The sequence below is a fragment of the Halobacillus litoralis genome, from assembly GCF_020524085.2.
GTDB classification, from domain to species: Bacteria; Bacillota; Bacilli; order Bacillales; family Halobacillaceae; genus Halobacillus; species Halobacillus litoralis_E.
The window spans coordinates 2006135-2030149 of record NZ_CP129016.1; the positions used below are offsets into that span (position 1 = coordinate 2006135).

Below are 24015 nucleotides of genomic sequence, written 5' to 3' on the forward strand. Positions count from 1 at the left end.
ATGGCACAACTGATTAAATTAAGGGATTATATTTCTAGATATGAAACGAATATCTATCAATATCCAAGCCAATTCGTGAAATTAAAAAGTGACCATTGGAATAAAATGAAAAAACGGTTCGAACAAGGATGGGGCGAAGAACCAATAGAAGAAAGCATAAGAAAAGAAGAAGACGTGCAAAAAGGAATTAAAAAGTTTTTCAAAAAGAAACCAAGAGAAGAAGAGGAAAAAAACAGGGAAGCCCCGGTGAGCGGAGATGGTTTCCCGTCCACTCAGGAAGAGTTGAAACAATACTACCTGGATGGTTTGATCCCTTTTCAATTGAAATGGGCTACAACTACTCTAAGAGAAAAATCGTTTCTTGATCCCTCATACAAACAAAATTCTGACTTGAAGTACTTTTTACAACGGTTCCCGGATACTTTCCTTCTTATGTTTGAGCCCGTTGGGCAAATGAAAAGCGCAGAATTGGAGATCGATCATCTGCTAATCGGTCCATCTGGTATTGAAATCATCTCCCTCCTTTCTCACCAAAACGGTGAAGCTATTCATGCTACTTCAGAAAAGAGTTGGTATATTGAAAAAGAGGGAGTGCAAAGTAAGGTGCTGAGCCCGATGCACTCACTCAGGAGAACGGAAACATTTGTGAAAAGTGTACTGAATAAATACCAGTTGGACTTTCCCTATCGTAAAATCGTCTTATCTAAAGACATGTCATTTGTTTCGGGACAAGTGCCCTATAGAACCGACTGGATTGGTAAGGATGGATATTCCTCATGGTTGCACGAGAAAAGGTCGGTAAGAGCTCCTTTGAAGCACGATCAATTAAAGGTAGCAGAAGCCTTGATGAAACATTGCAGGACCATTGCTGTTAAACGTCCGGAGTGGGACATGGACGAAAGTTTTACGGAAGGATGAGTTCCTTTTCCGGCACAGCCTGAGGCTTTCCGATATAGTAACCTTGACCAAAATCAACGCCTAATTGTTGAAGCCATTCCCATTCTTCTTGCAATTCGATCCCTTCAGCAAGAACGTGGATGTTTAACTGTTTTGCCCGCTCCATTACATCGAATAGAAAAGCTTGATTGTTCACATCCGAATGACAATTTTGAATGTAAGAGCGATCAATTTTTAAATAATCCGGTTGAAGCAGGCTGAGCATCTCTAATGTGCTGTAACCGGAACCGACATCATCCAATGCAACTTTCATTCCTGACGCTTTATACGTTTCGAGAATGGATTTTAAATGCTCCACATCATCGATTTTTTCCGTTTCAACGACTTCAAAGACGAGATCTTCGGGGTCAATGTTGAATTCTTTAACGATTTGAAAGGTGTGCTTCAAGCAAAATTCAGGGACATAAATCGTGGATGGAAGGAAGTTAATAAATATCTTATCCCCGGCATTCAGATGTTCTGATTTTGCTTTTACTGCGGTTCTACGGGCTTTTTGATCAAGCATGGACTGTAGACCAGAGCGGCTGGCATATGAGAATAATTGCCCGGGAGGTACAGAAAGGTCTTTCGTTCGAAGAAGCGACTCATATCCGTACACATGGTTGTTCTTCATGTCAACAATCGGTTGTAAGTGCGATTGGAAAAGGCCGGAATGTATCAACTCCGCTAATTCAGGATATTGCAATCTTTCATATAAATGTTGAATAGATATGGGAAATGATTGAGAGCTTTCGGTATTTAAAATATGTATCCAATAATCAGGGGGCGATCCTTCAAACCAATCAACCAGCGCAAGTCTTAATTCCTCTTTACTCCTATAGGTATAAACTTTAGCGTCCTCACTCTTATGGGTGAGAGGAAGTGATGGTTCTTTTCCTGCTTGATTTGAGTGTTTAGGGTTCAAGACTAATGCACCCTGTTCCGGAATAAATACAGAAGTCCCGCAATATTGACAATCCTTCGCCAAAATAAATTCCTCCTTTTTTACTAATAGTATACTAGAATAATAGAAAAGTTGTATAATGATATGATTACACAGGTAGGAGAAATGTCTCATGTACATAATGATTGTCAATCCAGAAGCTGGTAATGGTAAAGCAATGAGCCTGTTTCGGCGCATACAAAATGAACCGCTTTATAAAAAAGAGAATTGTCGGTCATTCCTAACTGAAGAAGCCGGTCATGCAGAAAGCCTCGCTCTTCAAGTAACCAAAATCCATCATGAGTCTTTAAAAGGAATTATTGTCCTTGGTGGGGATGGGACCCTCCACGAAGTCGTGAATGGAATAAGAAATTATCCTGAAACTCCTGTTTGTTTTATACCAGCGGGTTCCGGGAATGATTTTGTCAGGGGGATATCCTTGAAGAAGCGAGGGCTTAAGTTGTTTCGATCTTATGTGAGAAGTCCAAAGAAGTCGAAGGTATTTCTTGCGAATTACAGTCTTAATCAAAGGCAGAAGCATGGAAGGCGTACGTTTATGAACAGTATCGGCTTTGGTCTAGATGGTGTGGTGGCAGCAACAGCCAACCAGCAAAAATACCGATCATGGACTAGGAGGCTTCACCTAACTAAACTTACTTATCCACTAGCTCTTCTTCGATCCATATCGAAGGCTGAACCCGTCCATTTTAACCTTTTTCTTGATGGCAAACAATTGAACATGCATCAAGCCATGATGGTGACCATAACCAATCATCCTTACTATGGTGGTGGAATGAAGATTGCTCCAAAGTCGAAGATAAACAGTAAAGAGATGTCCATCCTTGTAGTCAAACCAATATCAAAGAAGAAGTTATTGGCCATGTTTATCAGTGTATTCTTTGGTCTACATACAAAGATGAAGGAAGTGGAAGAGTGGAAAGCTTCCTCTGTACATATACGCTCAGAACAACCGCTTCCTTTCCAAGTGGACGGTCAAAGTGGCTCTTGCTTTGATTGCAGCATTAAGAAAGCGGAAACATCGACAACATTCTACTCGGATTGATAGATATCTCTTGAAAGTTGACAGAATGATGGGTTAATCTAAAATAAGGTAACTGTTGAATCGGTATCATGAAAATTTTGGATCATTACCAAAGTACGATATACTAGAACAACAAACAAAGACGTGATTCAATCACAAGAGGATTTGAGGAATTGAAGGTGAATTGGTTGGAACATATTCTTGGTAGTAATTGGACGATAACACCAGCAGGCGGTTCGACAGGAGAAGCCTACTACGCTCAGACCGAAGGGAAACGTTTATTCTTAAAACGAAATTCTTCCCCCTTTTTAGCCGTTTTATCTGCTGAAGGTATTGTGCCAAAGCTTGTTTGGACCAAACGGCTTGAGAACGGAGATGTAATTACAGCGCAGGAGTGGCTGGAAGGGCGCGAATTGAAGCCTGAAGAAATGAAACATAGACGTGTGGCAAACCTTCTTAGTAAAATCCACCATTCTACCGAACTTCTTGATATGCTCATGAGGCTCGGGAAACATCCATTAACACCGGATGAAGTACTGAAAGATATAAAAGAAAACCAAAAGATCCTGGATCAAGTAGATCCTCGTATTGAAATACATCAAGCCATCAAGTTCTTAGAAAAACACGCTCACCATGTCCACCATGATGTACACGTCGTTTGTCATTGCGATACAAACCATAATAATTGGTTATTGTCTTCCAAAGACCAGCTGTACCTTATTGACTGGGATAACGCAATGGTAGCTGATCCTGCTCTTGATCTTGGCATGCTATTGTATAATTATATCCCTGAAGACCACTGGAACGTATGGTTAAAAGAATACGGAATCTACCCTGACTCGCATATGTTTGAGCGAATGAAGTGGTACTCTGTATCCCAGGCGCTGGCTTTCATCCAGTGGCATCAAATGAGAGGCGAATACGATGAAGCTTCCATTCGGACAGAGAAGCTGAAAATAATTATGAAAAAGCATGAAATCCTATAAAAAAGTTCCATCTGAATTTATTCAGATGGAACTTTTTAAATTTCATACATTTTCAACTAAATGGCAGGTTTGTGGAAGACAACCCCACTTGGTAAAGGGTTCGTTACTCACATACATTGAATGGGGTGGTTGGGAAGCTACTCGCCACTCCTCACAGGAAAGCGAGTAGCTTCCCAACCACCCCTAACTCCCATTATGGCAAACGAAACCCGTAAACATCTCGAATCCGATTCTTCCACAATCGGGAGCGTTAGTGAAAGAGTAGAGGGTTTAATGTGAAAAAAAAACCGCTGCTTAAGCAACGGTTTTTTCAGTAGCTGGTGTATATTTAAGTTTCTTTTCTTTAACTTCAGCGCTCATCATTTCTGATAATTTTTCAAAAGGATATATAAATAGTGCGTAACCTGCGAATAGTACAGAGAAAACAGCCAATACAGTCAGTTCAATCGCTTTAGAGATCATTTTCATAATTTCGATCATCACTCCTGTTTATTTAATAAGGCACGATATTAATGCTATATCAGTAAGCGCTTACAACCCAACCCCCTAAACCATTCATATTTCGAAATTTATCGTTGATATTCATAGTGGTGTATCATTAGCTCATCCATCGTCTTATATATACGATTTAGATCAGTTTTTCCTCATATAGCAAGGAAAACGAGAAAAATTTTTATTTTTAGCAGCTTCGTGGTACCATTTTATCGATAAGAAGGAGGAATCCATTACATGCGTTTAAGAAATAAACCGTGGGCCGATGATTTTTTAAGGGAAAATGATGAAATTGTCGTCCAACAACCGTTTGAAATGAAAGGTAAATGGAAGGAGCTATTCGATAACCAAGAACAGCCCTTGCATTTAGAAATAGGTTCAGGTAAAGGGCAGTTTATTGCTGGTATGGGGAAACAGCATCAGGATGCTAATTTTGTCGGATTGGAATTTGTAAAGAGTGTAATTGTCGGAGCTGTCAAGAAAGTACTGGCAGCTGAAACAACCAATGTCCGTATGGTTAACGAAAATGCAAAAGATCTAAGGGATTTGTTTGAAGATAACGAAGTAGATCATATTTACTTGAACTTTTCAGATCCATGGCCGAAGAATAAACATGAAAAACGTCGTTTGACTTTCCACACGTTCTTAGAACAGTATAAAGCGGTGTTGAAGGAAGAAGGACAAGTTACATTGAAGACAGATAACAAAGGGCTCTTTGAGTACTCTCTCGTAAGTTTTTCAAATTTCGGGATGATATTGGAAGATGTCTCAGTGGACTTGCATGCAGATGAAGACCTTTTAAATGTGGAGACAGAATACGAGGAGAAGTTTTCCGCAAAGGGACAGCCCATCTATCGTTGTACAGCACGTTTCTCTCAATGATACCGTTTTCATTAGCTCTAGTTATTGTGATAAACTAGAGCTATCTTTGGTATTGGGAGGAGATTTCCTTGGAAAACCTGAAAGTGGGACGGGCTTCATTGACATGGTTGAATGGCGGGGTGACTCATATGGATGGAGGAGCTATGTTCGGAGTGGTTCCGAAACCTTTATGGAGTAAAAAATATCCCGTCAATGATAACAATCAAATTGAATTGAGAACAGACCCGATTTTGTTAGAGGTTGATGGGAAAAAGATGCTGATCGATTCAGGAATAGGAAATGAAAAGATGACAGATAAGCTAAAGCGGAATTTTGGGGTTTGGGAAGAATCATCTGTCGTCCGTTGTTTAGATAGCTTAAATATCAAGCCGGAAGAAATTGATGCATTGCTTATGACACATATGCATTTCGATCATGCTTGCGGAATGACGCGGTGGGAAGAGGATCAGCTTGTTCCTACTTTTCCTAATGCCGTTATTTATACGAGCGAAGTGGAATGGAATGAAATGCGCCATCCCAACATGAGGTCAAAGAATACGTATTGGCAAGCGAACTGGGAAGCTGTTAAAGGAAAGGTACATACATTTAAAGATTCAATGGAGGTGCTGCCTGGTTTGAAGATGATTCATACAAGCGGTCATAGTGATGGACACTCAATCATCACTTTTGAAGATGGCGATGATGTATTCATTCATATGGCAGACCTTATGCCAACTCATGCTCACCAAAATCCACTTTGGGCGCTTGCATATGATGATTATCCTGTCACTTCTGTTCATGAGAAGAAAAAGTGGATGGAGTATGGTTATCAACGACGTGCGTGGTATGTTTTTTACCATGATGCCCTATACAGAGCTTTGAAGTTTGATGAGGAAGGCCAGATCCTGGACACAATTAAGGAAGAAGAACATCACTATCAAATAAAAAATACCCTCGGTCCCGAGGGTATTTTTGTATTTAAGCTGTCGTTTCAGCAACGTCTACAATCGTTCCTGTTTCCGTATCGATGTAAAATTCAAATTGAGATGTTTCGCCGTCCTGGTTTTTAGAAATCCCTCCACGGTACACATCGTAATTGATTCCGTTTTTGTTCAATTCTTCAGGCTTCATGTAAATCCAAGAGCCACTGATCGGTCCTTGCTTTTTAAAAGCTTCTTTAGCAATTTTTAATGCTTTTTCAGGAGTCACTCCTTGGCCATTACTTAATTGCTCTTTTACTACGTAGCCTGCTAATGCTCCTACACCAGCTGCTAGTGCGACTTTTTTCCAGTTCATCAACCAATCACCTCACAACTTATTTCTAATCTTCAGTATACTAAATATTCCCGATAAAAGGAAATCAAAACTTATAAACGTGACTCATTTGTAGAAACGTTTTCAAAATTCCGTTAAACTATGGAAAGAAGGAAAAAAAGGAGATGTACATACTATGAATCAAGAAACGCAAAGTCTTTTTAAAACATTGACCGAACTTCCAGGCGCACCTGGGAATGAACACCTTGTCCGTCAGTTCATGAGGCAGGAACTTGAAAAGTACTCAGATGAGATCGTACAAGACCGTTTGGGCGGCGTTTTTGGATTGAAGAATGGAAAAGGACCTACCGTTATGGTGGCTGGTCATATGGATGAAGTAGGTTTCATGGTTACGCAAATTACGGATAACGGGATGCTTCGCTTCCAAACCCTTGGAGGGTGGTGGAATCAGGTCATGCTTGCACAGCGTGTTCAAGTCATGACGGAGAAAGGTCCTGTAGTAGGAGTGATTGGCTCTATCCCTCCACATAACTTAACACCAGAACAACGGAAAAAGCCGATGGAAATTAAAAATATGCTCATTGACATCGGTGCAGATGACAAAGAAGACGCCAAGGAAATCGGAATAAAGCCCGGTCAGCCGATTGTACCCATTTGTCCATTTACTCCGATGGCTAACGAAAAGAAAGTCCTTGCTAAGGCTTGGGACAACCGCTATGGCTGCGGCCTTTCCATTGAGCTCTTGAAAGAGTTGCAAGGAGAAAACGTTCCAAACAAACTATATTCAGGTGCTACGGTTCAAGAAGAAGTTGGACTTCGGGGAGCACAGGTTGCGGCAAATATGATTCAACCAGACATTTTTTATGCTTTAGATGCGTCTCCTGCCAATGATATGAGTGGGGACAAGAAGGAGTTTGGCCAGTTGGGTAAAGGGGCACTTCTAAGAATCCTAGACCGTTCGATGGTTACGCATAGAGGGATTCGTGAATTTATTCTAGATACTGCTGAAACCAACAATATTCCTTATCAGTATTTTGTTTCTCAAGGAGGAACAGATGCAGGAAGAGTTCATATGGCGAACGATGGGGTACCATCCGCGGTTGTTGGTGTATGTTCCCGTTACATCCATACATCATCCTCCATTATTCATGTGGATGACTATGCTGCAGCGAAAGAACTACTGATCAAGCTTGTAAAAACAACAGACCAAAACACAGTGGATCAGATCAGAAGAAACGTGTAATGGGGTAAAATAAGTCATCCCAGCTGATTTCAGCCAGCGTGACTTTATGCTAAAATTGGTGAACAGGTCCCATTAATCTTGTATGAAGTCCTCGATCAAGAGAAATAATGGCAATAAACGGCTAGAGAAGGAGAAAGGTGCTCGCTATGCTGAAAATTTATGTGGGATCCAAAAACCCTACTAAAATTGAATCCGTAAAAGGTGTATTTCCGGAGATGGAAGTCATCGGTATGGAAGTAGAATCGAAGGTTGCAGCTCAACCTTTTTCTGATGAAGAGACATTAGAAGGGGCAATCAACCGTGCAAGGGAATGTGCATCGCAAAACAAAGCCAATATAGGAATTGGACTTGAAGGTGGGGTCATGGAGATTGAAGATGATCTCTACCTATGTAATTGGGGCGCACTAGTAGACGGTAAAGAGAACATATACACCGCGAGTGGTGCTCGTATCCCCCTTCCTGATGAAATTAAAGCAGGTTTGGAAAAGGGGAAAGAGCTTGGAGAAGTCATGGATGAATTTACGGATAAACATGATGTAAGAAAAAACGAAGGGGCCATCGGTATTTTTACGAATGGTGTCATTCACAGGGAAGAAATGTTCACCCATATAGTAAAATTATTAAAAGGGCAGTGGTCCTACGATCAATAAGAAAAGGATGCATCTAGTTAAGATGCATCCTTTTCTTATGTCCAAGAGTTTATAGTATATAAGCTCCCTATTCATGAAGACTCAGTTTTGAGGTTTCCGGGGTTCGTTTGTCATATATAGCGTTAGGGGTGGTTGGAAAGCGAGTTATTCCCCGCAGCCCCTTCCACTCCATAAATATCTCGAAATTAAATATTCAACAACCCTGCCATATACTTTAATTACTTATTTAAGGCTTATTCGTATAGGTAGGAGAGGACGTCAAGCGCTTGTTCTAGAGTCTCAACGGTTACATCAGCCTGGTTGGATAATTCTTTGAGTGGATGAACAAGAGATTCAGGTCTTACTAAAATTAACGGCTTTCCTGCCTGGAGAGCAGCACCTGCATCCATTGCTGTATTCCACTGTTTGTAAGATTCACCGAAATAGGCAATGACGGCGTCAGATTTTTGGAGCAAGACTCGAGTTCTGAAATTATTTATGCTGGATGCAGCATCATCACGATACACTTTATTTGGCTGTTCACCCAGAATCTTCTCCCCGATATCATCAGAGAGTGCATGATTCTCCTGAGGACTTACAAAGTGAATGGGTAGCTTTTCTTTTTCTGCTTTTTTCCTTATCTCGTTTCGCCAATCATCATGAATTTGACCTGCTAGATAAACGGTTAATTCCATTAGTGCTTCCTCCTTAAATTTCCCTTTTCTTTAGTATGAAAGATGTGAAAAAAGAAGTCCAGCAAAGGAGCTTTTGCTGGACTTCCTTGTAGTTATGATGATAGCCTTTCCTCTTCATGGATAGGTTCTACTTTCTGAATAGATTCCGCGTTTGATTGTTCTTCAATGTTTCTCGTTTCTAATTGGTCTTCTGCTTCATCAAAAGCTTCATCAGTGTCGATTCCTTCCTGATGATCCTCTATGTTTTCTTCTGTTGGTTGATTTTCATTAATGTGGAACTGGCTGATTTCAGCAGATAGTTCTTGAGAAAGTCCTTGAAGGTCAGTAGCTGAATGGTGAACTTTTTCAATGGATGTTAATTGATTTTCACTAGATGCTGCGACTTCCTCTGCTGTAGCTACTGCTTCTTCAGAAATGATACTAATACTTTGCAATCTTTCTTTCACTTCTTCATTTACACGATCCACGCCTTCAACGGCTTCATTTACTTCTTGAATTTGTTCATTCATAGATTGTACATAGGAGGCGATCCGATCAAAAGCATCCCTAGTCTGTGTGACTGCTTGATCCTGAGAGGATTGAAAATGTTTAAATTTCTCTGCTTCATCAGAAAGGGTGGTCATCTGGTTAGACATGGTAGCTACCATGTCTTGAATGCTGCCTGCTTCCTGTTTCGAACGCTCTGCCAATTTTCTTACTTCATCGGCAACGACGGCAAATCCTTTTCCTGCTTCGCCAGCCCGGGCTGATTCAATAGCAGCGTTTAAAGCTAAGAGATTTGTACTGTCTGCGATACCTTCAATGGTTGTAACCACTTTATTAACTTCTTCAGATTTTCTTGATGCATTTTGAACTTCCTGTGTCATATGTGAGGCAAGTTCGATAAAGTCTCTGGAAGTCTTTTCTAATTCAGCGACTGTTTGTAAACCGGCACGTCCTTCTGTTTCTGCTTCCATCAGGTTCGATTCGATCGTTCCCGTGGCTTTTTTTGTATCTGTGATAGCTTCTGTTACTTGCTGGATGAATTGATGAGTTTCATCAATCTTTTGAGCTTGATCCTGAGATCCAGCAGCTACCTGACTAATCGCTTCGTTCACTTCTTCTGCTTGATTTGTTGTTTGATCAGAAATAGATGCCAGACTTTCAGAAGATGTATTAAGGACACCCGTTGCTTCAAGCACTTTACGTACAGATTGTTCCATTCTGTTAGCCATATGGTTGAACTGTAAACCAAGCTCAGCCATCTCGTCTTTGGAAGTCAAATCCACACGATGAGATAGATCCCCATCACCAATAATCGTCGCACTTTCCTTAAGACTGTCGATGGATTTTTTAATAGAACGAATTAAGATGAATCCAGTGGTCAAGATCACTAGTAAAATGATTCCGCCGATAATAGCGAGTAATGTTGTAAGCCATTGCTGCCGCTGTTTCTGATCTTCAAGCATGGCTGCGTTTAATTCATTTGCTGTTGACATGACAAGATCGACTTGACTGGAAACATCTCCTGCAATACCTTCAAATGTTTTGCGGATGGCGTTGGCCTGTGAGAAGGTACTATCCATGGAGTTTATAGTTTGTTCATATTTTAAAAGGTTCCGGCTTAAGGTGGAAGACTGGTTGTCATCCAAATTCATTTCTTTAATCGTATCTTTGAAATTTTGAGAGCTGGCTTTAAATGCGGATAATTGCTCGGAGTTTGGCTCGTTAATGTAATTTCGTTCGCTCACCTTCATGGCGAGCAAAGAATTTTTTAATGGTTCACTATTTACAGACTCAATGACATCATTGAAATTTTCATAAGATGTTTGAATGTGTTGGTGCATCCCTTCATCTTCATTAAATCCTACCAACTTATACATATTGACCAATGGACCTAATTCTTCTTCATATTGAGATGCTTTCTTAGTGATTTCGTTGAACTGACTTTCGATTTTAGGATAACTTTTATACGTACTAGCAAAGTTAGTGGCTGTCTCTTTTACTGATTGGATAGCGGTTGCTGCCGCCTCCCCTTGCTCAGCGCTCGGGTTATGAAAGAACTTTTGCTGCTCAATCAACGTTTTAGACATTAAGTAATTAATTTTTTGACTATCAGCGAGTGACTGTTGTACCTCTTTCGTTCGTTGTGCCATCTCTTTTTGTTCTTGGGAAAAATATGTAGAAAAACCAAAGATAGCAAAAATCCCAACCACCGCCACGATTAACAGAAAACGCATTCGACCTCTAATTGACTTCATTCGACCCCTCCTTTTAAAATTTCACAAATTTCTCTATATACTGATTAATTATAGATCTTTTTATCTAGTAAAACAATAGGAGGAACACGCGATAGAGGGGGCCTTTTGGCTTATATTGATGAGTGTAAGTGTATTTACACCTGTTTAAAATGGGTGTATGATAGTTTTGGTTAAATTCAGGAGGTTGAGCAATGCTTACATTTTTAAAAAGAAAAGGAGTCCAACTGTCCTTTCAGGCTTATTTTGTCACCGCATTAAGCTACATGGCATTAGGGCTGTTTTCTTCATTGATTATTGGATTAATTATTAAAACGATTGGCGAGCAGACAGATATCATCGTTCTTTCTGAATCATTCATCGAGATGGGTACTTTTGCAATGGACACGAAAATATGGGGCGGAGCGATTGGAGCTGCAATTGCATATGGTCTTAAAGCACCTCCGCTTGTGATTTTTGCAGCTTTATTCAGTGGAGCCGCCGGGGCAGAGCTGGGTGGTCCTGCTGGAAGTTATATCGCAGCCTTATTAGCGACCGAATTCGGAAAAATCGTCAGTAAAGAAACAAAAATTGATATCATATTGACTCCCTTTGTTACGATTATTGTGGGTTATTGTGTAGCAGCAGCGATCGGGGCTCCGATCGGACGTTTTATGACAGGCCTAGGGAGCATTATTAACTGGGCAACACAACAGCAGCCAATCATCATGGGAGCTCTTGTAGCTGTTTTAATGGGGATTGCTTTGACAGCACCTATATCCAGCCTGGCTATTGCTTTGATGCTCTCTTTAGAAGGTGTGGCAGCAGGAGCAGCCACCGTAGGATGTGCAGCACAGATGATTGGTTTTGCCACTATCAGTTACAAAGATAACGGGTTTGGAGGAGCTCTCGCTCAAGGGATCGGAACATCCATGCTTCAAATTGCGAACGTGGTGAAAAAACCTCTTATCATTCTTCCTCCAACCATAGCAGGAGCTGTTCTGGCTCCTATTGCAACCGTTTGGTTAAGTGTAGAAAACAATGCCGCGGGGTCAGGGATGGGGACAAGCGGATTTGTCGGCCAAATTATGACATTTGAGTCTATGGGTTTCTCCTGGGAAATCTTCTGGATCATCATCAGTTTTCATTTTATAGGCCCAGCCTTGATCAGCTATCTGGTAGCGTTTTGGTTTCGCAGGAAAGGTTGGATCCAACCCAGGTGATATGATTATTCAATACGATTGATGGTGTGCTAGAATAACGTTGGAGGTGACCTGAAATGATTACATTAGAATCAGATCAACAAATGAAAGAACTTCAAAATAATGAATCTGTCATTTTCTTATTCTCTGCAGACTGGTGTCCAGATTGCAGGGTGATTGAACCATTCCTTCCGGAGTTGGAGGAGAAGTACACAGCTTGGAAATTCGTATATGTCGATCGTGATCAATTCATCCACATCTGCGCAGAAAACGATGTTTTCGGTATTCCGAGTTTTCTCGCTTTCAAAGGTGGAGAAGAAGTCGGCCGTTTTGTCAGTAAAGACCGAAAAACAAAAGAGCAGATCGAAGAATTTATCAACAAACTTGACCAATAAAAGAAACAGACCGTGCGAAAGCGCGGTCTGTTTTTTATTCAATCTAATTTCATTACTAAAGCTCCCTTTTCTTGAAGACTCAGTTTCGAGACGAGTGTGTGGTTCTGGGGCTCCGGGCAAAGGTTCGCTTTCCATGGGGCGGGCGGTGAGCCTCCTCAGGCTACGCCTTCCGGGGTCTCACCTGTCCCACTCGTCCCATAGGAGTCTCACCGTTCCCCTCCGCCCCTTTACCATGGAAGATTCTCGAAACCACTTCTAAAAGGTTAGTTCGTATGATTGAGAGAAGTAGATCATACGAACCCTCCTTAGTACTTAACAGCCTGATCCAGAGCGCTATATATCTCTAACATTTGGATAATGGAAGATCCTCCACTTTGGTACAAGGCGTTCGTTTATCTCTTCTTCGAATGGGGTGGTTGGGAAGCTGCGAGTCTCCCGCAGGAAAGCGAGTAGCTTCCCAGTCCCCCCTGGCGCTTAACCCGGGCAAAGAACCCTGAAAACATCTTGAAACTAAGTTTTCCACAATCCTGCCAGATAGTTGAATAGCGTTGTGCTTTTGTTATGTAGGGGGAAATGTGTATAATAGAAAACGATGTAGTTTGAAGAAACGAAAATAGTAAACAAATTCTTTCTTCCCATAATAAAGGAGGAAAAAAGATGAAGATGACAAGTATTAAAATGAAGAAAAAGCTTGAAGAACGTCTAGCGAATGATCAATGGAAAACGACATTCAATAGAGATAAAGATACTTTCCGTGTCGAGTGGAGCAACACAGGAAAAGGAATTACTATAACTTTGCCTAATGTGATTTCAAAGTATGAAGCACGCGGGGAAGAAGCTATTGATGAGCTCGAAGACCATGTGAAAGAAGCTCTTCGAGTTATGAATGAAGATCACAAGCTGACAGGGAAAGAACAACACATCTTCCCAGTCATACGAGCAGCTTCTTTTCCAACGGAAACCGAACAGGGGAAAAAGTTAGTTCATGTCGACCATACGGCAGAAACACGTATATATTATGCTCTTGATCTAGGCAAATCTTATCAATTAATTGATGAGAAAATGTTAGAAGAAGAAAGTTGGTCTCTAGACAGGATTAAGGAAGTGGCTGGCTTTAATGTGCGTTCTCTTCCTGTTGAGATGAAAAAAGACACTGTGTATGGCAATGACTTTTATTTTCATTCGGCAAGGGATGGCTATGATGCAAGTCGTATCCTAAATGAAGCCCTTCTTGAAAAGCTTAAAGCCGAATGTAAAGGAGAGCTCGCCATCAGCATCCCTCACCAGGATGTCATTATCTTTGCCGATGTCCAAAATTCAGAAGGGTATGATATATTAGCTCAGATGGCTATGAAATTCTTTGCAGAAGGAACGGTGCCCGTTACTTCCTTATCGTTTTTATACGAGGATAAGCAGCTGGAACCGATTTTCATTCTTGCTCAGAAGAAACCGAATAAGGATCGAAAGGAAGAGTAGAACATGGATGTATTTTACAACAAGCAAGGAATCGGAGATGTCCTGATCATCCCTATTAAAGAAGGAGACCGTGATACTTTTAAACAGGAAGCGTACGGAGATGTAGTCAAAATTACCGATAACAAGGATGGTTCTTTGCTCGGCTACAATATTTTTAATGCTTCTAAGTATTTTAACATCGATGGGCAAGGGAAAATGCGTTTGACCGAAGAGATGCTATCCCCAATCAAAGACCTTTTTACAAAAAATCAACTTGACGATGTTCTCGACTTCGATTTAAGTCCTAAGTTCGTCGTTGGATATGTGAAGGAAAAAGCGGGACATGAGAACGCCGACAAATTAAGTGTTTGTCAAGTGGACGTTGGAGATGAGACCTTACAGATTGTCTGTGGTGCTCCAAACATCGATCAGGGGCAAAAAGTCGTTGTTGCTAAAGTAGGAGCGGTTATGCCTGGTGGAATGAAAATCAAAGATGCAGAGTTGAGAGGCGTTCCTTCATCTGGCATGATTTGTTCCGCAAAAGAGTTGAACCTACCAGATGCACCACAAGAAAAAGGAATTTTAGTGCTTGACGAAGATGCTGTTATTGGGCAGCCTTTTGAAGTTTAATCAGGATACAGATAAGCAAAGTAGCCCAGCTGCTTTGCTTTTTTTGATTCAAAAGTCATTTTTAAAGGTATTGTAAACCAACCAATGCCTCAAACCTGTTAAAATAGGAATAATCCTATAAGTGATTTTAAAATTGAAAAGAGAGTGAACGTAATGTGGAAAGACTTAAGAAATAAGATGAAAAAATTGCTGGATACAGAAGAAAAAAATGACCAGGAGACGCTACATAATATAGAAGAAAGAAACGATGTAAACGCTAAAACAAAAATGACGTACCGCTATCCGAAACAAGGGGAATTTCGTTTTCCTGTCATTCCCGATGCTCCAGGAACAGCTCAAAATGATGATGGAAATTATCCTCGTCCTCGACGCAAAAAAGTCAGTTGAAAAACAAGAACATGAAGATGGTGTGTCCCAAAGAAAGAAAAGGCCTAGAAAGAAGGAGGAGGGTTCTGAGGAGTTGCCTGAAACTTCATCGATCCCTTTCACCCCGACCGATGTTCCATCTCCTATTTACGGCTACCAAGCAAGACAACTTACCAAAGGCTTGGAAAGGTTGGAATATGCCGTAGAAGAACAAAAGTCACAGCCGGAATTTTTCACTGATTCCAATGATGAAAAACAATGGCAGGAATTACGTAAACGGATGAGAGCACGTGTCGATGAAGAGAATTCTAGACCAAGAACTGCTTCTGAGCTTCCAAAAATTCTTGAGCGGGAAGAGGCTGCCACCACCGAAAGCACCTTGTCTGAGGAGAAAAAGGAAGAGCGTATAAGTGAGTACAGAGATGGCACTAGACCGAATGTGTCAAATGAGTATTCAGGCCTCTCATTCGCTGATGATGAGTTTGATCATGCAGGAGCCGACCACATCGATGAAACTACTCCAGAAAATGGAAATGTGGGTAAGGGTGTCAGTGGGGATATACTGGAAACTGGGAAAGATGAAGAACACCAAGTGGTTGAAGTTGAAAAAAGTGGACAAGAAAACCTAAACCTTTCAGAATCTCTGCAAGAGGCGATTAAAAGAGGGGAAGAAGACTCATTAAAAGCGGCAGAGGTGAGCGAAAATAAAGAGGAAGAGGATACTGGAGTAGGAGCTTCTGATGGTGAACAAGAAACGTATGATATACAAAATAATTCATCGACAGAATATGAGGAAACAAACAGGGAAGGCACTCCATTCAATCCAGATGAAGAAGTGTCCACTTTATCCATGATGGAAGATCAAGAGGAGTCTCGCTTGACCACGGGAGGTATGGAAGATCAAGAGCTGGAAAATGCAGATCCTGAAACGACGGAGAAACAGGCTGAGGATGAACAAACGAAGATAGAAAGCGAGCAATTGAACAATGAGGTGGACGGTGCTCGTCATGAAGAAGAACGATCTTCCTTAAACGGGAAAGAAGAAACGGTGTCTCAGGAATCCGAAATGCCTAATGAGCAACCAGCAGAGGATGGAGATGATCACTCGATCACAACCGAGTCTTCCAAAGAAAAAACAGAAATGTATCAACAAGCAGAAGTGGAAAAACCTAATAGGGAAGAACAACCTCCATCACAGAACGAAACGAAAAGTAAAGTGGATTCAAATACGGATGAACGTTCGAAAGAGAAAGAAGGACAAAAGCGCCGTGTGCCTTTTAATGTCCTTATGACGCCACGGGATAAAAAAAATCGCGATCATGAGAAAAAGCAAAACATACCAGTAGATAAGCCTGAACCAAAAAAAGAAGAGCCTGCAGCCAGGGGTGTGGAAGAAGAAAAAAGCGTAAGGGTCGAGTATCAGACACCTTTACACTTGCTGGAAGACCCTGTACGTCCAACATCTCTAGATGATAGTTGGATCACAGAACAGATGGAGCTGCTTGAAACGACTCTTCGACACTTCCATGTGCGTGCCAAAGTGGTTAACGCAATGAAGGGACCGACAGTAACAAGGTTTGAAGTGCAGCCTGAACCAGGAGTCAAGGTGAGTAAAATCACAAACTTGTCGGATGATATCAAACTTAGTATGGCTGCAAGAGACATAAGAATTGAGGCCCCGATCCCAGGAAAACAAGCCGTGGGAATCGAAATTCCTAACAAACAATCCATGATGGTCGGTTTACAGGAAATTTTTGAATCTGCTGCTTTCCAGAACGATCATTCTCCTTTGACTGTTGGTCTTGGCCTGGATATCGGTGGAGATTCGATTGTTACAAACCTGAAAAAAATGCCTCACGGGTTGATTGCAGGGGCTACGGGTTCAGGAAAAAGTGTATGTATCAACACAATCTTGATCAGTCTTTTGTATAAAGCACACCATGAAGATGTGAAGTTTTTGCTTATTGATCCAAAAATGGTTGAACTTGCACCATACAATGACCTCCCACACCTTGTGTCCCCGGTCATTACAGACGTTAAAGCTGCCACAACAGCATTGAAGTGGGCTGTGAAGGAAATGGAAGAACGTTATGAGAAATTTGTAGAAGAAGGCGTAAGGGATGTTGAGCGTTATAATGAGAAAATGAAGAAGCAACAGCGGGACTCTGAGAAACTCCCTTATTTAGTCATTGTCATTGATGAACTCGCCGATTTAATGATGGTTTCCCCACAGGATGTTGAAGATGCCATTTGCCGCATTGCACAAAAAGCAAGGGCATGTGGAATTCACTTACTACTAGCAACCCAGCGTCCATCTGTGGATGTCATCACCGGATTAATCAAAGCTAATATACCGACAAGAATCGCTTTCAGTGTGTCATCACAAGTGGATTCTAGAACGATTATTGATTCAGGGGGAGCTGAAAAACTCCTTGGAAGAGGGGATATGCTGTTTGTTGAAAATGGTTCCGGGCAGCCTGTTCGCATCCAGGGAGCTTTCGTATCTGATGACGAGATTGAAAGAGTGACTCACTATGTTAAAAAGATCGCACCACCACAATATCTCTTTCACCAAGAAGAGTTGATGAAGCAGGTTTCAACAGAAGAAGAAACGGATGAGATCTTTGACGAAGCTGTAGATTTTGTGGTCGAGCAGAACGGTGCGAGTGCTTCACTCATTCAACGCCGGTTCAAAGTAGGGTATAATCGTGCTGCCAGATTAATTGACCAGATGGAAGCTTATGGTATTATTTCGGAACAAAAAGGAAGCAAGCCGAGAGACATTTTATTAACGAGGCAGCAAATTGAAGAAATGATGGAGTAACTCCATCATTTCGGCAAAAACCTTGTGCAAAACTTCTCAATTTTATATGATTAACAATGAATGAAAATGAGAGTGATCATGACCTCTATGTTTAAGGAGTTAAGCCATGAAGGAAATAGCACTGAAGTTAAATGGAGAAATCAGCCGGTTAACAAATAAAACGTTTAAGTTTGATGAACGTGTAGCAGAAGGCTGGTTTTCTGCTGTCTACTTTTTAAAGACACGAGATATTGTAGAAAATCATCTACCTGATAATAAAGTAACGATGCAATTCTTTCAAAAGGATCATGCGGTATTGTGTGGGACTGATGAAGTCATCGCATTGATCCATACGTTCGCCGAGCATCCGGAGGAACTTGAGATCCATTCACTGAAAGACGGAGATAAAATCAGTCCTTATGAGACGGTGCTTACGGTAACTGGACCTTATCAGTATTTTGGATTTTTAGAAGGAATCATTGACGGGATATTAGCAAGGAGAACCTCTGTTGCTACCAATGTATATAATGTCGTCAAAGCAGCCCGTTCATCCGGCAAGCAGAAGCCAATCATTTTCATGGGTGACCGGGATGATCATTTCACGCAGCAATCCGGTGATGGATATTCTGCTTTTATCGGTGGTTCCACGGCACAAGCGACACATGCAATGAATGAATGGTGGGGGAAAGAGGGCATGGGAACAATGCCACACGCCCTGATCCAGATGTTCAAAGGGGATGTTGTAGCTGCAACGAAAGCCTATCACCAACAATTTCCAGATGACCAGTTAATGGCCCTGATTGATTACAACAATGATGTCATCACTGATTCTCTCAAGGTAGCTCGGGAATTTGGAAATGAATTGAAAGGTGTTCGCCTAGATACATCACGTAACTTGGTGGACAAGTACTTTTTAAGAAATCAGCATCTCATGGGTACTTTTGACCCAAGGGGAGTGAACCCTGAGCTGATTTTTGCTCTAAGACGTGCCTTGGATCAAGAAGGCTATAAGCATGTGAAAATTGTAGTCAGCGGTGGATTCACAAAGGAACGAATTCGGGCGTTTGAAGAAAAGAAAGTACCTGTAGATATGTATGGCGTCGGCGGTAGCTTATTGAAAATCGGGATCGGTTTTACAGGAGACAATGTATTAATCGATGGTGAACCAGAAGCCAAAGAAGGTAGAAGGTACAAACATAATCCACGCTTGGAATATGTTGAATATACAGGAGCAGAGGAATGATCGCTTGAGAAAGGCACGGACAGTGTTTGTTTGTGCCTTTTGATTGGGTCATATTTACTTTTTCTGTCGTCCATTCCGTGATATGATTGGGTAATGCAGATGCGTGGTTTTTGAAGAGTGCAACTTTAAATCGCATATCCATGAAGATTACATATACTATACTTAAAGTGACCCACTTTATTTTGGAGGTTCTTGTTTATGACAACTTACCATTTCATTGGTATCAAAGGAACAGGAATGAGTTCGCTTGCCCAGATTCTTCATGATTCTGGTGAGAAGGTTCAAGGATCAGATGTTGAAAAACGTTTTTTCACTCAAGAAGTTTTAGAATCTAAGAATATAGAAATTCTGCCTTTTTCAAAGGAAAACATTCAAGAAGGATTGACGATTATTGCAGGGAATGCTTTCAGTGATGATCATGAGGAAATACAAGAAGCAAAAGAGCTGGGACTGCCGTTTTATCGTTATCATGAATTTTTAGGGGAGTGGCTGCAAAACTATACAAGTATTGCAGTGACTGGCGCTCATGGTAAGACCTCAACAACAGGATTATTGGCACATGTTTTATCTGAAAATTATCCGACTTCTTATCTTATTGGAGATGGTACAGGTAAGGGCCATGAAAATAGTCAATACTTTGCTTTTGAGGCTTGCGAATATCGACGTCATTTCCTCTCCTATAAACCGGATTACGCGATCATGACGAATATTGATTTCGACCACCCTGATTATTTCAGTAGTGTGGATGATGTATTCCAGGCTTTTCAGGAGATGGCGAAACAAGTTAAAAAAGGAATCATTGCTTGCGGAGATGATGAGCATCTCCAACATATTCAAGCGAATGTACCGGTTCTGTATTATGGACTGGCAGATACAAATGATTTCCAAGCTCAGAACATAACCGAAACATCAGAAGGAACTTCATTTGATGTTTTCGTCAGAAACAATTATTATGATACCTTTACCATTCCACAGTATGGCAATCATACCGTATTGAATGCGTTAAGTGTCATAGCGTTATGTCACTATGAAAATATGCAGTCAGAGGAAATTAAAAAGCTTGCTACATTTAAGGGTGTTAAACGACGGTTTACAGAAAAACAGTGGCATGACCAGATTTTAGTAGATGATTATGCCCACCACCCGATCGAAATTAACGCCACGATTGAAACGGCTCGTAAAAAATATAAGGATCGACCTGTAGTCGCGATTTTTCAGCCTCATACATTCACCAGAACGAAAACGTTCCTCAATGAGTTCGCTGAAAGTCTGAACGAAGCGGATAACGTTTACCTTTGTGATATTTTCGGCTCTGCACGAGAAAATGAGGGCAAATTGACCATTAATCATTTGCAAGAGTTGATTCCAGACTCCCGCGTTTTACACTTAGAGGAAGTCCAGCAGCTTTCCGCACATGAAAATGGTGTTCTATTGTTTATGGGAGCAGGGGATATTCAGAAGTTCCAAGAGGCTTATGAAAAGCAGAACGATTAAGTAAACATGCGGCTTAAAAAAGCCGCATGTTTTTTTGTTTCTCGAACTCTGTTCCATTGGGGTTGAACAGGATCCATCCAGTGGAAGTTTCCAAGCTTTCCAACCACCCCCATTTGGTATAATGGAGAAACGAACGCTATAACAAATGGGAACGTTCTATTTCCTGAAGGTTTCGCTTCCAAGACCTGATAAATTTAACGGAAACAGACCAAAAGTCTTGAAAATGAGTATAATTTCTGTGTAAGCGCTTGTTGGAATGACCTTTTATCATAGGATAAACAGCAAAAGGTAACTTTTTTGAACAAAATATCCGAATGGTGAAGGAATTTGGGGATAGGATAGCGAATAAGTCCATTTATAGTAGCCATCACGTTTAGAAATGACCATTTAGGGTATAAACTAAACTGTGTTGATTACATAAGAAGGAGTGTGCAGGGGGAATGATTATTATTCTGTACATTGCTGCACTAATTGCAGCAGTGGCTTTTGCTGTTCTTGTCATCTTTTTGGCGAGGACGCTTACGGCCGTGCGCCGTACAATGAACAATGTTGCTGACACACTTGAAGGTGTGGAAAAGCAAATGGAAGGAATCACCTTAGAGACAACCGAGCTCTTGAATAAAACCAATAAATTGGCTGAAGATGTCGGAGAAAAGTCACAAAAGTTGAATACTTTAGTTGACGGAGTCAAGGGAATTGGTGACACAGTTCAAGAATTCAACCAGTCAATTCGATCTGTATCCAAAGGGTTAACCCAGTCAGCCCATGAAAACACGGATACAGCAGCTCAAGCCATGAAATGGGGGCAAGTGGCCATTAATTTGTGGAAGAAAGCAAAGAAAGAAGAGACTAAATCTTAAGGAGGAATTCGTTTATGAGTCAACAAAATCAACAAAATGGTAATGGAAGAGATTTCGTTCTAGGTTCTTTAATTGGTGGACTCGTAGGAGCTGCCGTAGCCCTATTGTTCGCACCAAAATCTGGTCGTGAACTTCGGGATAATATCAATAGCAGCTCCAGTGAATGGAAAGAGCGTGCTGGAGAGTGGAAAGACGTTGCTTATGAGAAAAGTGGCGTATGGAAAGATAAGGCCGTAGAGTCTTCTTCCCAACTTTCTAAAAACGTAACAGAAAAGTCTCAGCAGTTCAGTGGAGCTGTGAAAGATAAAGTGAAGAACTTCCGCTCAAATGAAGAAGATGAAGCTGAAAAAGCAGCTCAAGAAGTGGCAGAAGCCATTGAAGAAGCTGCACAAGAGCTTGAAAAGCAACAAGATTCCACGACATCATCTAATTTATAATGAAAAGTGAGATGGAGGTTGAACATTCAACCTCCATCTTTTCTGTTGAAGGAGGAATTAGCTTGAAACAAGAAGTGATTAAAAACAAAGAGGATTTTATTAACATCGTAGAAGCTTGTAAAGAGTTTTTCTTACTGAAGCATAGTCTAACCTGCCCGATCAGTGCGGCTGCTCATCAACAGTTTGATCGTTTTGCTGAAGAGACATCTGTACCTTGCTTTATTCTATTTGTTCAGGAATCAAGAGCATTATCGGACCATATTGCTGAATACACAGGAATTCGTCATGAATCCCCTCAGGTTATTCAGTTTCAAGAAGGAGAAGCTGTATGGCATGACAGTCATTCGGCTATCACTAAAGAAAGATTGTTAGAAGTCTAACTTCTTATTGGCCTGTATCCAAGCAGGCCTTTTTTGTTTAGGCCGGTATTATGATGGAGGGAATATAAACTTTTGATAAAGAATTTCAGGAAAACCTTATATAGGGGTGACAACTGTCTAAATATTAGCTATAATTGTCCCTAATTATTTAAAGTATTCATCCATTTCATAACACTAAATTCTTGGTAGGGGGACGAACATAATGAGTAATCAAAATCTTGACCAGTTACGTAGCCAATTAGATGAGGTTAATTTACAGCTTTTGAATTTAATCAATAAACGCGGTGATCTGGTAAAGGGAATTGGTCAAATTAAAGAGCAGCAAGGGATGAACCGCTTTGACCCTGTAAGGGAAAGAGCCATGCTCGATCAATTATCTCAACATAATAACGGTCCTTTCGAGGATTCAACAATCGTTCACTTATTCAAAGAAATCTTCAAGGCTGCTTTGGAGTTGCAAGAAGATGACCATAGAAAGGCTCTGCTTGTATCACGGAAGAAAAAGCCCGAAGATACCGTTGTAGAAATCAAAGGGGAAAAGGTCGGAAATGGAGCACCTTCCTTCATCATGGGACCTTGTTCCGTAGAAAGTTACGAACAGGTATCAACGGTTGCAAAAGCTGTTAAAGACCAAGGGCTTAAACTTCTGCGCGGAGGTGCATTCAAGCCGAGAACTTCTCCTTACGACTTCCAAGGACTGGGCATTGAAGGCCTTAAAATGCTCAAGCAGGCAGCGGACGAACAGGATTTAGCCGTTGTCAGTGAAATCGTAAATCCTGCGGACCTGGAGGAGGCACTGGATTACTTGGATGTAATACAAATTGGTGCACGTAACATGCAGAACTTTGAACTACTTAAAGCGGCCGGCTCTGTGAATAAACCGGTCCTATTAAAACGAGGAATGTCCGCGACAATTTCTGAGTTCATTAATGCAGCAGAATACATTATTTCTAGAGGAAACCAGGATATCATTCTTTGTGAACGAGGTATCCGGACGTATGAGAAAGCAACGAGAAACACCCTTGATATCTCTGCTGTACCTATACTAAAACAAGAAACTCATTTACCTGTAATGGTGGATGTGACACACTCTACAGGGCGTCGTGATCTTTTATTGCCTGCAGCGAAAGCAGCTTTAGCCATTGGTGCTGATGGCGTCATGGCAGAGGTTCATCCAGATCCAGCTGTAGCCCTGTCCGATTCAGCGCAACAAATGGATATCCCTACGTTCCACTCATTCATGGAAGAGTTGAAAAAGATTTAACGACTCAAAAAACGAGCAACAGAGATAAAAAGTTAGGCTGGTCAGCCAGTCTAACTTTTTTTGTGTTCAGAGCTATTCCAACAGATTAATCTATGGAAATCTCAATGATGAAGTTTACTTGTATCTTATTCTTTTGCAGGGAAACGGCTATCCGTTATAATAATTAGG

Annotated in this window: 23 protein-coding genes and 1 pseudogene; 19 read left to right on the top strand and 5 right to left on the bottom strand. The window is 41.1% G+C overall.

What is annotated here, in order from left to right; all coding sequences use genetic code 11:
• Entirely contained in the window at positions 1-918 is a 918-nt protein-coding gene (locus tag LC065_RS10090; protein ID WP_226591546.1) for an NERD domain-containing protein, read from the top strand.
• On the opposite strand, the gene LC065_RS10095 is transcribed toward LC065_RS10090, so the two are convergent.
• On the bottom strand, positions 905-1924 hold the full coding sequence (locus LC065_RS10095) for an EAL domain-containing protein (RefSeq protein WP_226591544.1): 1020 nt from the start codon (positions 1922-1924) through the stop codon (positions 905-907). The genes LC065_RS10090 and LC065_RS10095 overlap by 14 nt on opposite strands.
• Before the next feature lie 88 nt (positions 1925-2012).
• On the opposite strand from LC065_RS10095, the gene LC065_RS10100 reads away from it, so the two are divergent.
• Both LC065_RS10100 and LC065_RS10105 read left to right on the top strand, forming a co-directional pair.
• Positions 2013-2942 carry a diacylglycerol/lipid kinase family protein gene (locus tag LC065_RS10100; protein ID WP_306163382.1) on the top strand — a complete coding sequence of 310 codons (930 nt, stop codon included), beginning with the start codon at positions 2013-2015 and terminating at the stop codon, positions 2940-2942.
• A 158-nt stretch (positions 2943-3100) separates the two neighbouring features.
• Positions 3101-3907, top strand: coding sequence for a phosphotransferase family protein (locus LC065_RS10105; protein WP_226591540.1), 807 nt, complete (start codon positions 3101-3103; stop codon positions 3905-3907).
• A 294-nt stretch (positions 3908-4201) separates the two neighbouring features.
• Here the strand turns inward: LC065_RS10105 and LC065_RS10110 are convergent, their stop codons facing one another.
• Complete coding sequence (locus tag LC065_RS10110) at positions 4202-4387, bottom strand: hypothetical protein (RefSeq protein ID WP_226591538.1); 186 nt, start codon at positions 4385-4387, stop codon at positions 4202-4204.
• Between the two features lie 249 nt (positions 4388-4636).
• Here LC065_RS10110 and trmB point away from each other — a divergent pair, with 249 nt between their 5' ends.
• A complete protein-coding gene (gene trmB / locus LC065_RS10115; protein ID WP_226591537.1) occupies positions 4637-5281 on the top strand; it encodes a tRNA (guanosine(46)-N7)-methyltransferase TrmB in 645 nt (214 codons plus the stop codon).
• A 68-nt stretch (positions 5282-5349) separates the two neighbouring features.
• Positions 5350-6186 (top strand): annotated as a pseudogene (locus LC065_RS10120) (YtnP family quorum-quenching lactonase); the annotation flags it as partial.
• 52 nt (positions 6187-6238) lie between these two features.
• On the opposite strand, the gene LC065_RS10125 reads toward LC065_RS10120, so the two are convergent.
• Positions 6239-6556, bottom strand: coding sequence for a PepSY domain-containing protein (locus LC065_RS10125; RefSeq protein WP_075034533.1), 318 nt, complete (start codon positions 6554-6556; stop codon positions 6239-6241).
• A gap of 154 nt (positions 6557-6710) precedes the next feature.
• Here LC065_RS10125 and LC065_RS10130 point away from each other — a divergent pair, with 154 nt between their 5' ends.
• Positions 6711-7778 carry a M42 family metallopeptidase gene (locus tag LC065_RS10130; RefSeq protein WP_226591533.1) on the top strand — a complete coding sequence of 356 codons (1068 nt, stop codon included), beginning with the start codon at positions 6711-6713 and terminating at the stop codon, positions 7776-7778.
• A gap of 149 nt (positions 7779-7927) precedes the next feature.
• Complete coding sequence (locus LC065_RS10135) at positions 7928-8428, top strand: DUF84 family protein (protein WP_226591698.1); 501 nt, start codon at positions 7928-7930, stop codon at positions 8426-8428.
• A gap of 233 nt (positions 8429-8661) precedes the next feature.
• On the opposite strand, the gene LC065_RS10140 is transcribed toward LC065_RS10135, so the two are convergent.
• Both LC065_RS10140 and LC065_RS10145 read right to left on the bottom strand, forming a co-directional pair.
• Positions 8662-9102, bottom strand: a complete 441-nt coding sequence (locus tag LC065_RS10140; RefSeq protein WP_226591531.1) for a YtoQ family protein — start codon at positions 9100-9102, stop codon at positions 8662-8664.
• 92 nt (positions 9103-9194) lie between these two features.
• Entirely contained in the window at positions 9195-11342 is a 2148-nt protein-coding gene (locus tag LC065_RS10145) for a methyl-accepting chemotaxis protein (protein WP_226591529.1), read from the bottom strand.
• A 191-nt stretch (positions 11343-11533) separates the two neighbouring features.
• On the opposite strand from LC065_RS10145, the gene LC065_RS10150 reads away from it, so the two are divergent.
• The 12 genes from LC065_RS10150 to LC065_RS10205 all read left to right on the top strand — a co-directional run bounded on the left by LC065_RS10150 (position 11534) and on the right by LC065_RS10205 (position 23847).
• Positions 11534-12541: a PTS sugar transporter subunit IIC gene (locus LC065_RS10150; protein WP_306163384.1), complete on the top strand. Its 1008-nt coding sequence runs from the start codon at positions 11534-11536 to the stop codon at positions 12539-12541.
• 56 nt (positions 12542-12597) lie between these two features.
• The gene (locus LC065_RS10155; protein WP_226591525.1) at positions 12598-12915 is read left to right on the top strand and encodes a thioredoxin family protein; all 318 of its coding nucleotides are present in this window, start codon (positions 12598-12600) and stop codon (positions 12913-12915) included.
• A 657-nt stretch (positions 12916-13572) separates the two neighbouring features.
• Positions 13573-14391 carry a DUF1444 domain-containing protein gene (locus LC065_RS10160; protein ID WP_226591523.1) on the top strand — a complete coding sequence of 273 codons (819 nt, stop codon included), beginning with the start codon at positions 13573-13575 and terminating at the stop codon, positions 14389-14391.
• A 3-nt stretch (positions 14392-14394) separates the two neighbouring features.
• Positions 14395-15000, top strand: coding sequence for a YtpR family tRNA-binding protein (ytpR, locus tag LC065_RS10165; protein ID WP_226591521.1), 606 nt, complete (start codon positions 14395-14397; stop codon positions 14998-15000).
• Between the two features lie 153 nt (positions 15001-15153).
• Positions 15154-15387, top strand: a complete 234-nt coding sequence (locus tag LC065_RS10170; protein ID WP_306163385.1) for a hypothetical protein — start codon at positions 15154-15156, stop codon at positions 15385-15387.
• Positions 15341-18190: a DNA translocase FtsK gene (locus LC065_RS10175; RefSeq protein ID WP_306163386.1), complete on the top strand. Its 2850-nt coding sequence runs from the start codon at positions 15341-15343 to the stop codon at positions 18188-18190. The genes LC065_RS10170 and LC065_RS10175 overlap by 47 nt, the downstream gene beginning before the upstream one ends.
• 106 nt (positions 18191-18296) lie before the next feature.
• The gene (locus tag LC065_RS10180) at positions 18297-19412 is read left to right on the top strand and encodes a nicotinate phosphoribosyltransferase (protein ID WP_306163387.1); all 1116 of its coding nucleotides are present in this window, start codon (positions 18297-18299) and stop codon (positions 19410-19412) included.
• 198 nt (positions 19413-19610) lie between these two features.
• The gene (murC, locus tag LC065_RS10185) at positions 19611-20906 is read left to right on the top strand and encodes a UDP-N-acetylmuramate--L-alanine ligase (RefSeq protein WP_226591515.1); all 1296 of its coding nucleotides are present in this window, start codon (positions 19611-19613) and stop codon (positions 20904-20906) included.
• A gap of 440 nt (positions 20907-21346) precedes the next feature.
• Positions 21347-21766, top strand: coding sequence for a DUF948 domain-containing protein (locus LC065_RS10190; RefSeq protein WP_089650496.1), 420 nt, complete (start codon positions 21347-21349; stop codon positions 21764-21766).
• Between the two features lie 14 nt (positions 21767-21780).
• The gene (locus LC065_RS10195; RefSeq protein WP_226591513.1) at positions 21781-22203 is read left to right on the top strand and encodes a YtxH domain-containing protein; all 423 of its coding nucleotides are present in this window, start codon (positions 21781-21783) and stop codon (positions 22201-22203) included.
• A 62-nt stretch (positions 22204-22265) separates the two neighbouring features.
• Positions 22266-22583, top strand: a complete 318-nt coding sequence (gene ytxJ, locus LC065_RS10200) for a bacillithiol system redox-active protein YtxJ (RefSeq protein WP_226591511.1) — start codon at positions 22266-22268, stop codon at positions 22581-22583.
• Positions 22584-22785: 202 nt separating this feature from the next.
• Positions 22786-23847, top strand: a complete 1062-nt coding sequence (locus LC065_RS10205; RefSeq protein WP_226591509.1) for a bifunctional 3-deoxy-7-phosphoheptulonate synthase/chorismate mutase — start codon at positions 22786-22788, stop codon at positions 23845-23847.
• The last annotated feature ends 168 nt before the right edge of the window (positions 23848-24015 follow it).

What these genes read in the sequence shown, in the direction of transcription:
- LC065_RS10090 (WP_226591546.1), top strand. Translation starts at nt 1, where the DNA reads ATGGCACAACTGATTAAATTAAGGGATTATATTTCTAGATATGAAACG.
- LC065_RS10100 (WP_306163382.1), top strand. Translation starts at nt 2,013, where the DNA reads ATGTACATAATGATTGTCAATCCAGAAGCTGGTAATGGTAAAGCAATG.
- LC065_RS10110 (WP_226591538.1), bottom strand. Translation starts at nt 4,387, where the DNA reads ATGATCGAAATTATGAAAATGATCTCTAAAGCGATTGAACTGACTGTA.
- trmB (WP_226591537.1), top strand. Translation starts at nt 4,637, where the DNA reads ATGCGTTTAAGAAATAAACCGTGGGCCGATGATTTTTTAAGGGAAAAT.
- LC065_RS10125 (WP_075034533.1), bottom strand. Translation starts at nt 6,556, where the DNA reads ATGAACTGGAAAAAAGTCGCACTAGCAGCTGGTGTAGGAGCATTAGCA.
- LC065_RS10130 (WP_226591533.1), top strand. Translation starts at nt 6,711, where the DNA reads ATGAATCAAGAAACGCAAAGTCTTTTTAAAACATTGACCGAACTTCCA.
- LC065_RS10140 (WP_226591531.1), bottom strand. Translation starts at nt 9,102, where the DNA reads ATGGAATTAACCGTTTATCTAGCAGGTCAAATTCATGATGATTGGCGA.
- LC065_RS10145 (WP_226591529.1), bottom strand. Translation starts at nt 11,342, where the DNA reads ATGAAGTCAATTAGAGGTCGAATGCGTTTTCTGTTAATCGTGGCGGTG.
- LC065_RS10150 (WP_306163384.1), top strand. Translation starts at nt 11,534, where the DNA reads ATGCTTACATTTTTAAAAAGAAAAGGAGTCCAACTGTCCTTTCAGGCT.
- LC065_RS10155 (WP_226591525.1), top strand. Translation starts at nt 12,598, where the DNA reads ATGATTACATTAGAATCAGATCAACAAATGAAAGAACTTCAAAATAAT.
- LC065_RS10160 (WP_226591523.1), top strand. Translation starts at nt 13,573, where the DNA reads ATGAAGATGACAAGTATTAAAATGAAGAAAAAGCTTGAAGAACGTCTA.
- ytpR (WP_226591521.1), top strand. Translation starts at nt 14,395, where the DNA reads ATGGATGTATTTTACAACAAGCAAGGAATCGGAGATGTCCTGATCATC.
- LC065_RS10170 (WP_306163385.1), top strand. Translation starts at nt 15,154, where the DNA reads ATGTGGAAAGACTTAAGAAATAAGATGAAAAAATTGCTGGATACAGAA.
- LC065_RS10175 (WP_306163386.1), top strand. Translation starts at nt 15,341, where the DNA reads ATGATGATGGAAATTATCCTCGTCCTCGACGCAAAAAAGTCAGTTGAA.
- LC065_RS10180 (WP_306163387.1), top strand. Translation starts at nt 18,297, where the DNA reads ATGAAGGAAATAGCACTGAAGTTAAATGGAGAAATCAGCCGGTTAACA.
- murC (WP_226591515.1), top strand. Translation starts at nt 19,611, where the DNA reads ATGACAACTTACCATTTCATTGGTATCAAAGGAACAGGAATGAGTTCG.
- LC065_RS10190 (WP_089650496.1), top strand. Translation starts at nt 21,347, where the DNA reads ATGATTATTATTCTGTACATTGCTGCACTAATTGCAGCAGTGGCTTTT.
- LC065_RS10195 (WP_226591513.1), top strand. Translation starts at nt 21,781, where the DNA reads ATGAGTCAACAAAATCAACAAAATGGTAATGGAAGAGATTTCGTTCTA.
- LC065_RS10205 (WP_226591509.1), top strand. Translation starts at nt 22,786, where the DNA reads ATGAGTAATCAAAATCTTGACCAGTTACGTAGCCAATTAGATGAGGTT.